Below are 15,707 nucleotides of genomic sequence, written 5' to 3'. Positions count from 1 at the left end.
TCAATGTGTTCATGGCCACAACCACGCCCGTCGGTTCACCTGGACCCGACACACTAGACGCTTCGCATCCGGTCAGCCGTGGGCCGCTCGACGGCTTACGGGTGCTGGACGCAGGATTCGTTTATGCGGCGCCCATTGCGGCGATGATGCTGGGTGACTTCGGTGCCGACGTCATCAAGATCGAACATCCTGATGGGGATCCGGCGCGCGCGCATGGGTGGCAGAAGGACGGCCATGGCCTGTGGTGGAAGGTGATTGCCCGTAACAAGCGAACGGTCACACTGAATTTCAGCGCCGACGAGGGTCGCGAGCTTCTCTGCGCCCTGCTGCGGGAGGCCGACGTCTTCATCGAGAACTTTCGTCCCGGCGTTCTCGAAGCATGGGGGCTTGGCCCAGACGTCATGCACGACATCAACCCACGTCTCATCATTCTGCGGGTCACCGGATTTGGGCAGACCGGCCCGTATGCGAAGCGGCGGGCCTTCGGAACTCTCATAGAAGCCATGAGCGGATTTGCGCATCAGACCGGACAGGAAACGGGACCACCGACTCTGCCGCCCTTCGGGCTCGCCGACGGCGTTGCAGGGATCACCGGAGCGCTCGCAATCTCACTTGCTCTCTACCATCGCGACGCTCGTGGTGGCGAGGGTCAGGTCATCGACCTGTCCCTGCTCGAACCGCTACTCGGAATTCTCGGCCCCGGCCCCACGGTCTATGACCAACTCGGCGAGATCCCCGGGCGCCACGGCAATCGGTCACCAAACAACGCCCCGCGCAACGCCTATCAGTGCAGCGACGATCGGTGGGTGGCCATCAGCGCCAGCGCCACCAGCATCGCGCGGCGTGTGCTGCAACTGGTAGGGCATCCCGAGATCGCCGAAGAGGCATGGTTCGCGCACGCCGGGGAACGCGCTCAACGGGCAGATCTTCTCGACAAACTCGTCGGCGAATGGATCGCGGCACGGCCCTTCGAAACCGTCGTCGAAGCATTCACCAATGCCGGCGCCGCCATCGCCCCGATCTACGACGTCGAACAGCTCGTGAACGATCCACACGTGCGACAACGCGAGTCCGTCATCACCTGCAAGGACGAAGACCTAGGACCACTACAAATGCAAAACGTCTTCTTCCGGATGTCCAAGACCCCCGGATCAGTGCAGCACACCGGCCGGCGTCTGGGCCAAGACAATGACGACGTCTTTGCCGAGCTGGGCGTCGACCGCATCACGATGGACAGACTGCGACAAGACGGGACCATGTGATGGACCGCAGCTATCTATTCGCTCCCGGCCACGTCGACAAGCTGGTGAGCAAGGTGTTCACCGCCGGCGCCGACGCGGTAATTCTGGACCTCGAGGATGCGGTACCACCTCAGGACAAGGCCCACGCACGGCGCAACGTGGCCGTCTCGACCACGACGAACGCCGCGTGGGTACGGGTCAACGCCGTCAGGTCAGAGGACTGTGCGGCCGACCTCGACGCCGTTGGCCCTGCTGTGGCCGGCATTCGGATTCCCAAGGTGGACGACCCCTCCGACGTCGAATGGGTAACCACACGCCGTCCGGGTGTCCCCATCATGTGTGCGATCGAGACTGCCCGCGGGGTCCTTGCCTCGGCTGACATCGCTGCTACCCCTGGGTGCAGATTCCTCGCGATCGGAGGGGTCGATCTGCGCCGTGACCTTGGTGCCGGGGCTGGCTTCGCACCGCTGCAGCACGCTCGCTCACAGATCGTCCTGGCAGCTCGCGCAGCAGGCTTACCGCCACCAATTGACAGCGTGTTCGCTCACATCGACGACGACGCCGCACTGACATTGGAGGCGGAGCAATCCCGAGATCTTGGCTTCTTTGGCAAGTCTGCGATCCATCCCATGCAACTGCCGGCAATACACCGCGTCTTCACGCCCACTGCTCAGCAAATCGATTGGGCACGAGCAGTTCTCACCGCCTTCGACGAGGCTGGTCACGGCGCCCTCAGAATGCCCGACGGCGAATTCGTCGACGCGCCCGTCGCTGCCCGGGCGGCGGATCTACTGCGAGCGGCCGAGCCACCCCTCAGCGCCTGCCGCGACCACTGAGTCAGAGCCCAAAAGACGGCGGCTGGACCTGCCAGAACACCCCCGTTGCGGCAGCTTGGATAGGTGCCTCCGTCGTTCTCGCAACGCTGAGGCACGTTTTCGCGCGGCTGGTCGCCTAGACGCTCGGCTGCAGCGAACGAACCATGGATGACGATTGACATCCACGACACTCTGACAACTGAGCCGTGCCACAGCCCGTTCGCCGACGCCCCCGCACCCGTCCGTCCTGAGTGTTTCGCCGACCCACGCCAATCGCGTAACCGGCACGCCGTCTGTCGGCGACGCTTGAAATGTCGACCAGCCGCGAAGTGGTGAGTTCTCGTCGAGGTCGCCAGCATGCCGCGGCGACCGCCATCGGGCCCGGGAAGAACGTGTCAGCGCCTCCCATTGAACGGGTCGCCCAACTCCAGCCCCGTCAGCGGTGCACTCGGCGGGCTGTACCAGGGACCGTGAGTCGCGCCAGACACCCTGCCAGGGATTCGTTCACAAACCGTACACAACGGCCATGAAAACGGCTCCCGGAGTTGCCTCCGGGAGCCGTCTTACCTAGTAGCGGGGACAGGATTCGAACCTGCGACCTCTGGGTTATGAGCCCAGCGAGCTACCGAGCTGCTCCACCCCGCGTTGGTGAATACAACGTTACAGAAGGGGTGCGTGCAGATCCAAATCGAGTGCTCAGAGGCTCTTTTCGGGCTGTTCTGGGGCTGGGTGACGCACGACTTGACCTGTCCGGAACACGCCGTCGGGGTCATACCGGTCAGCGAGGGCGGCCAGCCAGTGCCGGGTGTCCTCGTCGTACACCCGCGCTATCCGCGCGGGATCGGCCGACGGCACGAAATTCGGCATCAGACCACCGGTTGACCACGGCTCCAGTGCCCGCCCCAGCGCGCCGGCCTGGGCAGGCACCAGCTGCGCTGCGGGACCGGCGAGCACGCCGATGGTGGTGACCGCGTAGGCGGCGTTTCGGTGGCAGAACGCGCTGCTGTGCTCGGCCTGCCGGGCGAATGCTCCGCCGAGCATCCGCACCTCGACGATGGTCTGCACCGACGCCGACCCCGGCCCGGCCGCGGCGAGCAGAATGTCGACCGCATCAGTGGTGAGCTCGCGCAACAACGTCTGCTCCTCGTGCACCGGCATCGGATCGACCGGATCCGCATGTACCGCTGCGATCGCCGCATAGGGCTGGACCTCGACGGTGTCGAGGACCGGTGTTCCGGCGGCCCGGATGGGGTCCAGCAGCGTTGCCGCTTCGGCGAAATCGTCGAGGGCTGCGTAACGCACCGCAACGGTCAGTCGGCCGGCCAGTGGTTCCGGCACGCCGGGCAGCGGCGGCAGATGCTGCAGCGCGATCGAGGTGTTGACATTCTCGGGCAACGTGGCACACCAGTCGCGCCATGTCCGCAGCACCGTGGCAGCCTCATCGCCATCGAAATAGACGGCGCCGCCGTAGAATTCGGGAATCGGCAGCAGCTCGATCTCCACTGCGGTCACAATCCCCAGTGTCGCCTTCCCGCCGCGCAGTCCCCAGAACATGTCGGCGTGTTCGTCGGGGGTTACATGCAGCAACTCCCCCGCCCCGGTCACCACGTCGAAGGACCGCACATAGTCGGAGGACACCCCGACACTGCGCGCCAACGGTCCGACACCACCACCGGTGAGGAATCCCACCACCCCGACGCTGGTCGACGATCCGCACAGCGGCGCAAGGCCATACGGTGCAGCGGCATCGATCACCTGCTGCCATCTCACACCCGCGGACACCCGCGCGATGCGGACGTCGGCATCGATGACGCATTCGGTCATCGCCGAGGTGAGCACCAGAATGGCGTCCGGCCCGATCGGGATGGCCCCGTGACCGGTCGCCTGCACGGTAACCCGCCTACCGCACCCGGCGGCAAACCGGACGGCCTCGGCCACGTGGTGTGGTTCGGTGGCGAAGACCACCGCCGCCGGCTGCACCTGCGCAGCCACATTCCACGGGGTGCAGCGTTCGTAGCCGGGCTCGCCGGGCAGCGCGACCAGCGCGCTGACGTGGTCGGGCAGCGTGGACAGAACATCATCGCCGACAGTTTCGGCCAGGGTCATCGGAGTCCTTTCAACCATGCACGTATGACAGGCGAAAAGAATGGACGAACCCACTTGGGATCTTCTTGGAACGCACTCCAAGCACACGGGCGACGCGTTTGTGCGGTCTCATACGCTCGCACCGGCGAGTGACGTATGAAACCGCACAAACGCGGCTACATCGAGCTACTTGGCCTGGCCAGTCGGGCCAATCCGCAAGCTACTTGGCCTGGCCAGTCGGGCCAATCCGCAAGCTACTTGGCCTCTCGATACTTGTTCATCGCGTCGTCGAGCCTCTGCAACGCCGCACCGTAGTCGGAGAAATTGCCGGTGTGCTGCGCCTGCTGCACCGCATCCAGCGCGGTGTTGACGTCCTGCAGCGCAGCGGCTTTGGCGGTCGACAGCTGGACGCCACCACCGGGGATGGCCCCGACCGGCACCGGGACCTCGGGCGCCTGGCCCTGCTGCGGCGGCGAGGCCGGGGTCTGCGCCGCAGGCGGCGACGTGGGCGGCTTGGCACCCGGGACGTCGGTCGGAGCCGGTCCGGTGGCCGTAGCCGCCGCGCCGGGACCGAAGATCTCGGTGAGCGCATCGCCGACGGTGGGGCCGTATCCGACCTTGTCGTTGTACATCATCGCGACCCGGATCAGGCGTGGGTATGACGATGCGGCGTCACTGGCGCCCGGCGAGGCATACACGGGCGCCACGTACAGCAGGCCGCCCGCGCTGACCGGCAGGGTCAGCAGGTTGCCCCACCGGATCCGGTTCTGGTTGTCCCGGCCGATGACACCGAGGTCCTGGCTGACCGCGGTATCGGTACTGATGGCGTTGAACGCCAGCTTCGGACCGTTGACCTGACCCGGGATGGTGAGCACGGTGATCTTGCCGTACGTCTGCGGGTCGGAACTGGCGCTGATATAAGCGGCCAGGAAGTCGCGCCGGAACCGGTTCATTGCACTGGTCAACTGGAACGACGCCGAATTGTCGTTCTGCGCAATGTCTTTGGCAACGATGTAATACGGCGGCTGGTAACTGCTGGCGGTCGGGTTGGGATCCAGCGGCACGTCCCAGAAATCCGAGGTGGAGAAGAACGTCACCGGATCGTTGACGTGATAGCGGGCCAGGAGTTGACGCTGCACCTTGAACAGATCCTCGGGGTAGCGCAGGTGAGCCTGCAGCTCCGGAGACATCTCGCTCTTGGGCTTCACCGTGTTCGGGAACACCGACATCCACGCCTTGAGCACCGGATCGTTCTCGTCCTGCGCATACAGCGTCACGGTGCCGTCGTAGGCATCGACGGTGGCCTTCACCGAGTTACGGATGTAGGACACCTGCTTGTCCGGAAGCAGCCGGTTGACCGCCACCTCATTGGAGTCGATGGTTGCGCTGGACAGCGAGGTCAGCTCCGAATACGGGTAGTTGTCCAGCGTGGTGTAGCCGTCGACGATCCACACCATCCGCTTGTTGACGATGGCCGGGTACACCCCGTTGTCGGTGGTGAGCCAGGGCGCCACCGCCTCGACACGCTCGGACGGATCCCGGTTGAACAGGATCTTGCTGTTGGAACCGATCACGTTGGAGAACAGGAAGTTCCGCTCGGCGAACTTCGCCGCGAACACGCTGCGCGCCAGCCAGTTGCCGATCGGGACGCCACCGCTACCGGTGTAGGTGTAGTTCTTGGTCTCGGTGTTGGTCTCGTAGTCGTATTCGCGGTCACCGCCGTTGCGGCCGACGATCGCGTAATCACCGGGCGCGCTGGCGATCACCGGGCCGTAGTAGATCCGTGGCTGATCCAGCGGCGCGGGGCCGGGCGAGACCACGCTGCCGTTGGCGCCGACCACGCTGGCCAGGAACTCCGGGTAGCCGCCGTTCTGGTTGGGGTCGTTGGCGACACCGCGCACGGTGTTGGCCGGCGAGGCGATGAAACCGTTTCCGTGGGTGTACACGGTGTGCCGGTTGATCCAGTCGCGCTGGTTGTCGATCAGCCGTTCCGGGTTGAGCTCGCGGGCGGCGACGACGAAGTCGCGCAGGTTGCCGTCGGGCCCGTTGTAGCGGTCCATGGCCAGCTGTTCGGGGAAGCTGTAGAAGTTCTTGCCCTGCTGGAACTGGGTGAACGCCGGGCTGACGATGGTCGGGTCCAGCAGCCGGATGTTCGACGTCGTCGCCCGGTCGGCCGCCACCTGCTGGGCGGTCGTCGCCGCGTTGCCGCTGTAATCGCGGTAGGTGACGGTCTGATCGGTCAGCCCGTAGGCCTGTCTGGTCGCGGTGATACTTCGGCTGATGTATTCGCTTTCCTTCTGCGCCGCATTCGGTTTGACGCTGAACTGCTCGACGATCATCGGCCAGCCCGCGCCGATGATCAGCGAGGACAGCAGCAACAGCACCAGCCCGATGGCGGGGATGCGCAGGTCACGCAGCACCAGGGCGGAGAACACGGCGGCCGCGCAGATCAGCGCGATGGCCAGCAGGATCAGCTTGGCCGGCAGCACGGCGTTGATATCGGTGTAGCCGGCACCGGTGAACGGCTTGCCGCCGCGGGTGTTGCTCAGCAGCTCATAGCGGTCCAGCCAGTAGGCCGCGGCCTTGAACAGCACCAGCGTGCCGACCAACGACACCAGTTGGATGCGCGCAGCCCGGCTCAGTACCCCGGCGCGTCCGGACAGCCGGATTCCACCGAACAGGTAGTGCGTCACCAGGTTCGCCAGGAACGCGATGAACACACCGGTCATCAGCAAGTCCAGCAACCACCGGTAGAACGGCAGATCGAAAGCATAGAAACCGAGATCGCGGCCGAACTGCGGATCGGTGACGCCGAAATCGCCACCGTGCAGGAACATCTGCACGATCGTCCAGGAGTTCCAGGCGAAGACCGCCGCCCCGAGGCCGATGATCACCGGGACGCCGATGCCGAAGAGCCGCAGCCGGCTCATCACCGTGGTGCGGTACCGCGCGACCGGGTCGTTGGGCCCGTTCGAGGGCACGAACACCGGCCGGGTGCGGTAGGCCAGCGTCATGCCGGCGAACACCAACGCACCGATCACGACTGCGGCCGCGACGGCCAGCACCATCTCGGTGAACAGCCTGGTGGTGAAGACCGACCGGTAGCCCAGCTCACCGAACCAGAGCCAGTCGACATAGGTGTCGATGATCCGTGGTCCCACCAACAGCAGTAAGACGACGGCCAGGGCCACCCCGATGAGAATTCGGCTACGTCGTGTCAGCTTCGGCATTCGCGCCGCGGGCCGCATACCCACTCGTCAACTCCAGTCTGTGGTTCATGCTGATCGGGTGGCCGCCGCCACCGGAAGGGCCGCCACAACTGCAATAACTCTACGCATGGCCTGCCAAGCGCACTCTCAGCAACGCGGCGGTTCGCCACCGGCAGAAATGGTGTGCAAGGCGTCGACGGCCGTGGTGAGCGTATCGACCTTGACCAGGGTCAGCCGGTCGTCGCGCGCCGTCAGTGCCTCGGCGCAGTTGTCCGTCGGTACCAGGAACACGGTGGCACCGGCCTCCTGCGCGGCCATCATCTTGTGGGTGATCCCGCCGATCGACCCGACGACACCGTCGGCACTGATCGTGCCCGTGCCCGCGACGAACTTCCCGTCGTTGAGGTCGCCGGTGGTGAGTTTGTCGATGACGGCAAGGCTGAACATCAACCCGGCCGACGGCCCACCGATGTTGGCGAGGTTGAATTCGATGTCGAAGGGAGCCCATGGCGCGTCCAGCACGCCGATGCCCAGGAACCCGTGATCGCGGTCGGGATTGGAACCCAGGGTGACGGTGACGGTGCCGGCGGGCTGATTCTTCCGCCGGTAGTCGATCACCATCTGCTCCCCCGGCTTCGTGCTCTTCACGATCGCCTGGAATGCCTCCATGTTCGGCACCTCGACATTGTTGACCATGTCGATCGCGTCACCGGCCTTCAACTTGCCCGCCGACGGCCCGGGATCGGTCACCGATTCGACCGTCACCGCCTTCGGGTACTTCAGATACGACAGTGCCGCGTACTCGGCGTTGTCCTCCGAAGCCTTGAAGTCGTTGGTGTTGGCCTTGTCGATATCGTCCTTCGACTTGTCCGGCGGGTACACCAGCTCGCGCGGCACCAGCTGATCGCGTCCGGACATCCACAACGCCAGCGCCTCACCGAGGGTCAGCCCGTCCCGCTGCGACACCGTGGTCATGTTCAGATGCCCGGAGGTGGGATGCACGATGGAGCCGGCCGTGCTGTCGGTGCTCTTGATGTCGACGACCTGCTTACCGTCCACCTCACCGAGGGTATTGAACGTCGGGCCCGGGCCCAGCGACACATAAGGGACCGTCACCAACGACAGCAGTACGCCGAACGCCACGATCGGCACCAGCGCGACCACCAGCGTCATAATCCGCCTGTTCACGCCGCCCACAGTAGAGCGCGTTCACCCACAGCGTGACCCGCGGCCCCACGGCGATCGCCAGGTATGAGTACCGTTGAAGCCATGGCTGACCTGCCCTTCGGCTTCTCCCACGGGGACGACCCCGACCGTGACAAGCGCAAAGAAAACCCCGGCCAGGGGTCTGGCGCGGACCCGTTCGGACTGGGCGGGGCCGGATTCGACATGGCCGATCTGGGCCAGATCTTCACCAAACTCGGCGAAATGTTCAGCGGTGCAGGCAATGTGACGGGCACCGGCCAACAGGCCGGTCCGGTGAACTACGACCTTGCCCGTCAGCTGGCCTCCAGCTCCATCGGATTCGTCGCCCCGGTATCGGAGAAGACGAACTCCGCGATCGCCGACGCCGTCCACTTGGCCGAGACGTGGCTCGACGGTGTCACGGCGCTGCCCGCCGGCACCACGAAGGCCGTGGCCTGGACGCCGACCGACTGGATCGACAACACCCTGAACACCTGGAAGCGGCTGTGCGATCCGGTCGCCGAACAGATCTCGACGGTGTGGGCGTCGGCGCTGCCCGAGGAAGCCAAGGCCATGGCCGGCCCGCTGCTGGCGATGATGTCGCAGATGGGCGGCATGGCGTTCGGCAGCCAGCTCGGCCAGGCGCTGGGCAAACTGTCCAAAGAGGTCCTGACCTCGACGGATATCGGCCTGCCGCTGGGCCCCAAGGGCGTCGCCGCGCTGCTACCCGAGGCCGTCGAAACCCTGTCCGAGGGACTGGAACAGCCCCGTAGCGAGGTACTCACGTTCCTGGCCGCCCGCGAAGCCGCCCATCACCGGCTGTTCAGTCACGTGCCGTGGCTGTCCAGTCAGCTGCTGAGCGCCGTCGAAGCGTTCGCCAAGGGCATGAAGATCGACATGAGCGGGATCGAGGACATGGCCAGCGGGCTCAACCCGGCCATGCTCGCGGACCCGTCGGCCATGGAGCAACTGCTCAGTCAGGGCATGTTCGAGCCCAAGGCCACCCCAGAACAAGTCGCGACGCTGGAACGGCTGGAAACCCTGCTCGCCCTCGTCGAGGGCTGGGTGCAGACGGTGGTGACCGCGGCCCTTGGCGACCGCATCCCCGGCACGGCCGCCCTGTCGGAGACACTGCGCCGCCGGCGCGCGACCGGTGGCCCCGCCGAACAGACCTTCGCCACCCTGGTCGGACTGGAGTTGCGACCCCGCAAGATGCGCGAGGCGGCGGCGTTGTGGGAGAAGCTGACCGAGGCGGTCGGGCCCGACGCCCGCGACGCCGTCTGGCAGCACCCCGATCTGTTGCCCGGGGCCGACGATCTCGATGAGCCGGCCGCCTTCATCGACCGAGCCGTCGGCGGCGACACCACCGGCATCGATCAGGCCTTGGCCGAGCTCGAAGACGAAGGGAAACAAGGCCCCGAGGGCCCTGTGAATAACTGACGCGACCGGGCTTCGGGCCGTGGCACAGTCGATACATGAGGCGCTACCTGCTGAATCCGTCGATGCCGGTGCTGCTGCGACCCGATGACACGGTGCAGGTGGGCTGGGATCCGCGCCGGGCGGTGGTGGTACACCCGCCGGCCGGCCTCACCTCCACCTCACTGGCCGCCCTCCTGCGCCGCATGCAGACGCCGTCGACCGTGGCCGAGCTGTGGGATTGCGCACGGCGGCTCGGGGCGCCCGAGTCCGCCGGCACCACGGTGGTGACCGAACTGCTCGGTGTCCTGGAACGGGCCGGTGTGCTCACCACCGGCCAACGCGCCGGACGGTCGGTGACCATCCGCATCCACGGCCGCGGTCCGTTGTCGGATCTGCTGGCCGGCGCCCTCAAATGCTCAGGAACCCGCGTCACCCAGAGCAGTCAGCCCCATGCCGTCGTGACCACTGACCGCGCCGACCTGGTGGTGCTCACCGACGCCCTGGTCGCGGATCCCCGCGTGGTGCGTGACCTGCACGCGGCCGAAGTCCCGCACCTGCCGGTTCGGGTGCGCGACGGGACCGGATTGGTGGGACCGCTGGTGATTCCCGGTGTGACGTCGTGTCTGTCCTGCGCCGACCGGCACCGCCGAGACCGGGACGCGGCCTGGCCCGCGGTCGCCGCCCAACTGCGCCATGCCATCGGGGCAGCGGACCGCGCCACCCTGATGGGCACCGCGGCACTGGCCCTCAACCAGGTGGACCGGGTGGTCCACGCGCTGCGCTGTGCAGGTGATCCGCTGGGCACCCCGGAACCGCCGATGACACTGGACACCACCCTGGAATTCGACGTGGGCAGTGGCTCCGTGCTGGCCCGGCGCTGGTCCAGGCATCCGTCCTGCCCATGCTGACCTGGGCGGATGCAGGTTCCGTGCGGGACGGACAGCGTAGTCATGGATGATGGTCAACGTGGCTGATATCAAGCGTGGAAGCGTGGCGCGCAACGCCAAGCTCGCGACCCTGCCCGTCGGCTTCGCCGGCCGTGCGGCACTCGGTTTCGGCAAGCGGCTGACCGGCAAGTCCAAGGACGAGGTCACGGCCGAGTTGATGGACAAAGCGGCCCAACAGCTGTTCACCGTGCTCGGTGAGCTCAAGGGCGGGGCGATGAAGGTGGGCCAGGCCTTGTCGGTGATGGAAGCCGCCATCCCAGAGCAGTACGGCAAGCCCTACCGCGAGGCATTGACCAAACTTCAGCGCGAGGCCCCACCGTTGCCGGCCGCCAAGGTGCACCGCGTGCTCGACGCGCAGCTGGGCACGAAATGGCGCGACCGGTTCACGTCCTTCGACGACACCCCGGTCGCGTCGGCGAGCATCGGCCAGGTCCACAAAGCGGTGTGGTCCGACGGGCGCGAGGTCGCCGTGAAGATCCAGTACCCGGGTGCCGACGAGGCGCTGCGCGCCGACCTGAAAACCATCCAGCGGCTGGTGAGCGTGTTCAAACAGCTCGCGCCGGGTGCCGATATCGAGGGTGTCGTCAGCGAGCTGATCGAACGCACCGAGATGGAACTGGACTACCGGCTGGAAGCGGACAACCAGCGCGCCTTCGCCAAGGCCTATGAGAACGACCCGCATTTCGCCGTGCCACACATCGTGGCCAGCGCACCCAAGGTGGTGATCGCCGAATGGATGGACGGCATCCCGATGTCGGTGATCATCCGCGAGGGCACCCCCGAGCAGCGTGACCTGATGGGCACCCGGCTGACCGAGCTGACCTTCGGTGCACCGAAGCGCCTGGAGATGATGCACGGCGACGCGCACCCCGGCAATTTCATGCTGCTGCCCGACGGCCGGATGGGCGTCATCGACTTCGGTGCGGTGGCTCCGATGCCCGGCGGATTCCCGTCCGCGCTCGGCCGGACCATCCGGCTGGCACGCGACAAGAACTACGAAGAAGCACTGCCCGCCATGGAGGCCGCCGGTTTCATCCAGAAGGGCCAGCAGGTCTCGGCGGAAGAGGTCGACGACATGCTGCGCCAGTACGTCCAGCCCATCGAGGTCGACGTCTTCCACTATCGCCGGCGCTGGCTGCAGAAGATGGCCGCCGGCCAGATGGACAACTCGGTGGCCCAGATCAAGATGGCCCGTCAGCTCGATCTGCCGCCGCAGCTGGCCATCCCGCTGCGGGTGATCGCGTCGACGATCGCGATCTGCTGTCAGCTGGATGCCCACGTGCCCGTGAAAGCGATTGCCACAGAACTGGTTCCGGGGTTCGCCGAGGACGACGCCGCCTGAGGCCAGGCGGCCTAGCTTCTCAGCTAGGCCGCCTGGCCCTCGCGGTCGTCCTTCCGCGGACGCCCACGCGGACGCTTGCGCGCCACGACGGCACCCCGCTCGAGGATCTCGCCACCCCAGACGCCCCACGGCTCCTGGCGTTCCAGCGCCTCGGACAGGCACAGGCTGCGGATGGGGCAGTCGGCGCACAGCGCCTTGGCCTGCTCCAGTTGGATCGGGTTCTCGGCGAACCACAGGTCGGGATCCCCCCCATGGCACGGCACCGCGGGCAGTTCGAGTTCCTGGCATGTCATGTCCGACATGTCTCTCCCTATTTCCTGGTCGTTGTATCGGTGTCGGTCGTTGTTGTGGACCGGTGACCAGGTGTTCGGGAGTTCGGAAAAGGTTTCCCAAAAACGATGGCCACGGATCCGGTGACATCGGGTCCGTGGCCTTTTCGGCGTTCTGGGGGCTACCTAGGTGGTGCCCCGCTTGACGGACGTAGATGTCGCGGCGGCGGTGCGGCGCTTGTACTGCGGGTTAACGGCAGTGCGCGCCCAACCAGCTCGATGGGCGGAGGCGACGGCGGGCATGACGGGCATGCCCGGGTCAAAGGCCGCCCAGGAGAGGACAGACATCGCCACCGCATCGGCGTGTACGCCGCTGGTTCCCTGAATGTTCAGCATGATGTCGTTCCCCTCCTTTCGATGAGTCGCACGGAATCTGGTGATCTCGAGGTTAAACGGTACCAGCCCAAACCGACAAGCGATTTTCTGACCTGCGGTTTTGGCAGTATTTATGGGACCTATGACCGATTCTTGACGAGATCCAGGACATCCGTCCCGTACTGCTCGAGCTTGCGTGCTCCGATACCGGGAATCGATACCAGTGCCGTGTCGTCGGCCGGCCGCATCTCGGCAATCGCGATGAGGGTGTTGTCGGTGAACACCACATAGGCCGGCACGTTGAGCTCCTTGGAGGTGCGCAGCCGCCATTCCTTGAGCTCGGCCAACAGCGACTCGTCGATATCGGACGGGCAGCCCTCACAACGGCGCAGCGTGATCGCCGTCGCGGATTCGAGCGCCTTGTTGCACACCCGACATCGAGGCGCGGGGCCGCGCGCCTTACGGGCCCGCCCGGCTGGAGCGTCGACCGGGGACTGCGGAGCCACGCCGTTGAGGAATCGCGAGGGGCGCCGGCCCTGTCGTCCGCCCGCGGCCCGGGCCAGTGCCCAGCTGAGCATGAGATGCACCCGCGCCCTGGTGATTCCGACATAGAGCAGACGACGCTCCTCCTCGACCGGTTCGCTGTCGGCGCCTTTGGCCAAGGCATGCGAGATGGGCAGCGTGCCGTCGGTCAAACCGACCAGGAACACCGCGTCCCACTCCAGCCCCTTGGCCGCGTGCAGCGATGCCAGCGTGACGCCCTGCACGACCGGCGGGTGCCGCGATTCGGCACGTTGCCGCAGTTCGACCAGCAGGGTGCGCAGATCCAACGAAGGCCGTTGCGCCACTTCGTCATCCACCAGTTCGGCGAGCGCGGCCAGCGCCTCCCAGCGCTCCCGCGCCTTGGTGCCGGTGGGCGGCTCGGCCGTCAGCCCGAGCGGCTCCAACAACGCGCGCACGACCTGCGGCAGCTCACCGTCGTGTTCGGCCCCCGCGGCGCGCTGGATGGCCAGCAGCGCCTGGCGGACCTCCTGGCGGCTGAAGAACCCTTCGCCACCTCGCACCTGGAACGGGATGCCGGCCTCGGTCAGCGCCTCCTCGTAGACCTCAGACTGCGCATTGATCCGGTACAGCACCGCGATTTCGGATGCCGGCGTACCGGATTGGACGAGCTTGGCTACTCGTTTGGCCACGGCGGCCGCCTCGGCTGCCTCATCGGAGTACTCGGTGAAGGAGGGCTTGGGCCCCGGGTCACGCTGGCCGACCAGGTGCAGCTTGCTGCCGGCCATCCGGCCGCGGGCCGCCGCGATGACCTGATTGGCCAGTGACACCACCTGAGGTGTGGAGCGGTAGTCCCGCTCCAGGCGGACCACGGTGGCCTCCGGAAAGCGCCGGGAGAAGTCGAGCAGGAATCGCGGCGTGGCACCGGTGAACGAGTAGATGGTCTGGTTGGCGTCGCCGACGACGGTCAGATCGTCGCGGTCTCCCAACCACGCGTTGAGCACCCGCTGCTGCAGTGGCGTGACGTCCTGGTATTCGTCGACGACGAAACATCGGTAGCGGTCCCGGAATTCACTCGCGACGGCGGCGTCGTTCTCGATCGCCGCCGCGGTGTGCAGCAGCAGGTCGTCGAAGTCGAGCAGCGCGGTGCCGTCGCGGTGGGCCTTGAGGTGCTCGTAGCCGTCGTACACCTTGGCCACGGTGGCGGCGTCCATCGGAATGTCACGTCCGGCCTTGGCGACCGCGGTCGCATATCCCTCCGGTGTGATCAAGGACGCCTTGGCCCATTCGATCTCACCGGCGAGGTCGCGCACATCGTCGGTACTGGCTTGCAGCGCAGCGCGATTGGCGGCCTGAGCCACCACGGCGAACTTACTGTCGAGCAGCTGCCAATCGGTGTTGCCGACCACGCGGGGCCAGAAGTACTGCAGCTGCCGGCGCGCCGCCGCGTGGAAGGTGACCGCCTGCACCGCCGCGGTGCCCACCCCCGACTCGTCGCCGAGGGTTCGGAGCCTGGCCCGCATCTCCCCGGCCGCGCGCGCGGTGAACGTCACCGCGAGCACCTGTCCGGGTGCGACATGACCGGCGGCCACCAGATGCGCGATGCGCCGGGTGATGGTGCGGGTCTTGCCGGTACCGGCGCCGGCGAGCACACACACCGGTCCCCGGGGGGCGAGCACGGCCTCGCGTTGTTCGTCGTCGAGGTCGACGAGGAGGCTGTCGACGGACGGCATGGCGTCCATCATCGCAGGACGCGGTGACATCCTCGCTCCCCCGCCTCTCCCACCTGACTTCCCCGTCGCTTCGCTCGCCCCACGACGCCTCTCCCCCGTCGCTTCGCTCGCCCCACGACGCCTCTTCCCCGTCGCTTCGCTCGCCCCACGACGTCGCTTCGCTGCCGGGCATGCACATGAGGTCCGCTACGTTGTAGGCACTATGACTACCGCTGCGTTGACCATGTACACCACCTCATGGTGTGGCTATTGCTCTCGCCTGAAGACCGCCCTCAAGGCCGAAGGCATCTCCTGGACCGAGATCGATATCGAGGGCGATCCCGCCGCAGCGGAGTTCGTCGGCTCGGTCAACGGCGGCAACCACGTGGTGCCGACGCTCAAGTTCGCCGACGGGTCGACCCTGACCAACCCGAATATCAAGCAGGTCAAGGCAAAGCTGGGCTGATCGCGCGCTTGTCGGTGTATCGAACTAGTGTTCGATACATGAACGGCAACCTCGACACGATCGATGCACTTCGGGCCGAGTTCGACGCGGTCAACGCCGAGATCGACGCACTGTCATCCGAACCGTCCAGGCTGCGCGATG

At 66.3% G+C, this 15,707-nt stretch carries 11 protein-coding genes, 1 tRNA gene and 1 pseudogene; 6 read left to right on the top strand and 7 right to left on the bottom strand.

The window, feature by feature from the left end:
• The first annotated feature begins 11 nt into the window (after positions 1 to 11).
• Positions 12 to 1,262, top strand: a complete 1,251-nt coding sequence (locus FHU31_RS09200; RefSeq protein ID WP_167157649.1) for a CaiB/BaiF CoA transferase family protein — start codon at positions 12 to 14, stop codon at positions 1,260 to 1,262.
• Entirely contained in the window at positions 1,262 to 2,077 is an 816-nt protein-coding gene (locus FHU31_RS09195) for an HpcH/HpaI aldolase/citrate lyase family protein (RefSeq protein ID WP_167157647.1), read from the top strand. Before FHU31_RS09200 ends, FHU31_RS09195 begins: the two co-directional genes overlap by 1 nt.
• Positions 2,078 to 2,627: 550 nt before the next feature.
• Here the strand turns inward: FHU31_RS09195 and FHU31_RS09190 are convergent.
• The 4 genes from FHU31_RS09190 to FHU31_RS09175 all read right to left on the bottom strand — a co-directional run bounded on the left by FHU31_RS09190 (position 2,628) and on the right by FHU31_RS09175 (position 8,538).
• Positions 2,628 to 2,701 (bottom strand) — tRNA-Met (locus FHU31_RS09190).
• A 51-nt stretch (positions 2,702 to 2,752) separates the two neighbouring features.
• Positions 2,753 to 4,162 carry an FAD-binding oxidoreductase gene (locus FHU31_RS09185; protein ID WP_167157645.1) on the bottom strand — a complete coding sequence of 470 codons (1,410 nt, stop codon included), beginning with the start codon at positions 4,160 to 4,162 and terminating at the stop codon, positions 2,753 to 2,755.
• Positions 4,163 to 4,395: 233 nt separating this feature from the next.
• On the bottom strand, positions 4,396 to 7,395 hold the full coding sequence (locus FHU31_RS09180) for a UPF0182 family protein (RefSeq protein ID WP_167157643.1): 3,000 nt from the start codon (positions 7,393 to 7,395) through the stop codon (positions 4,396 to 4,398).
• A gap of 102 nt (positions 7,396 to 7,497) precedes the next feature.
• Positions 7,498 to 8,538: a YlbL family protein gene (locus FHU31_RS09175; RefSeq protein ID WP_167157641.1), complete on the bottom strand. Its 1,041-nt coding sequence runs from the start codon at positions 8,536 to 8,538 to the stop codon at positions 7,498 to 7,500.
• 81 nt (positions 8,539 to 8,619) lie between these two features.
• Between FHU31_RS09175 and FHU31_RS09170 the strand changes: the two genes are divergently transcribed.
• The 3 genes and pseudogenes from FHU31_RS09170 to FHU31_RS09160 all read left to right on the top strand — a co-directional run bounded on the left by FHU31_RS09170 (position 8,620) and on the right by FHU31_RS09160 (position 12,243).
• On the top strand, positions 8,620 to 9,975 hold the full coding sequence (locus tag FHU31_RS09170) for a zinc-dependent metalloprotease (RefSeq protein WP_167157639.1): 1,356 nt from the start codon (positions 8,620 to 8,622) through the stop codon (positions 9,973 to 9,975).
• A 35-nt stretch (positions 9,976 to 10,010) separates the two neighbouring features.
• Complete coding sequence (locus FHU31_RS09165; protein WP_167157637.1) at positions 10,011 to 10,862, top strand: bacteriocin biosynthesis cyclodehydratase domain-containing protein; 852 nt, start codon at positions 10,011 to 10,013, stop codon at positions 10,860 to 10,862.
• A gap of 42 nt (positions 10,863 to 10,904) precedes the next feature.
• A pseudogene (locus FHU31_RS09160) lies at positions 10,905 to 12,243 on the top strand (macrolide-binding ATPase MABP-1).
• A gap of 23 nt (positions 12,244 to 12,266) precedes the next feature.
• Here the strand turns inward: FHU31_RS09160 and FHU31_RS09155 are convergent.
• The 3 genes from FHU31_RS09155 to FHU31_RS09145 all read right to left on the bottom strand — a co-directional run bounded on the left by FHU31_RS09155 (position 12,267) and on the right by FHU31_RS09145 (position 15,151).
• Positions 12,267 to 12,545: a WhiB family transcriptional regulator gene (locus FHU31_RS09155; RefSeq protein WP_167157635.1), complete on the bottom strand. Its 279-nt coding sequence runs from the start codon at positions 12,543 to 12,545 to the stop codon at positions 12,267 to 12,269.
• Positions 12,546 to 12,698: 153 nt separating this feature from the next.
• Positions 12,699 to 12,908: a hypothetical protein gene (locus tag FHU31_RS09150; protein WP_167157632.1), complete on the bottom strand. Its 210-nt coding sequence runs from the start codon at positions 12,906 to 12,908 to the stop codon at positions 12,699 to 12,701.
• 119 nt (positions 12,909 to 13,027) lie between these two features.
• A complete protein-coding gene (locus tag FHU31_RS09145) occupies positions 13,028 to 15,151 on the bottom strand; it encodes an ATP-dependent DNA helicase UvrD2 (protein ID WP_272953395.1) in 2,124 nt (707 codons plus the stop codon).
• A 172-nt stretch (positions 15,152 to 15,323) separates the two neighbouring features.
• Between FHU31_RS09145 and mrx1 the strand changes: the two genes are divergently transcribed.
• A complete protein-coding gene (gene mrx1, locus FHU31_RS09140) occupies positions 15,324 to 15,566 on the top strand; it encodes a mycoredoxin Mrx1 (protein ID WP_167157630.1) in 243 nt (80 codons plus the stop codon).
• The last annotated feature ends 141 nt before the right edge of the window (positions 15,567 to 15,707 follow it).

This window comes from Mycolicibacterium fluoranthenivorans, from assembly GCF_011758805.1.
In the GTDB taxonomy this organism is placed as follows: Bacteria; Actinomycetota; Actinomycetes; order Mycobacteriales; family Mycobacteriaceae; genus Mycobacterium; species Mycobacterium fluoranthenivorans.
The sequence above is the reverse complement of the archived record's forward strand: the minus strand, read 5'-3'. Positions and strand labels throughout refer to the sequence as shown.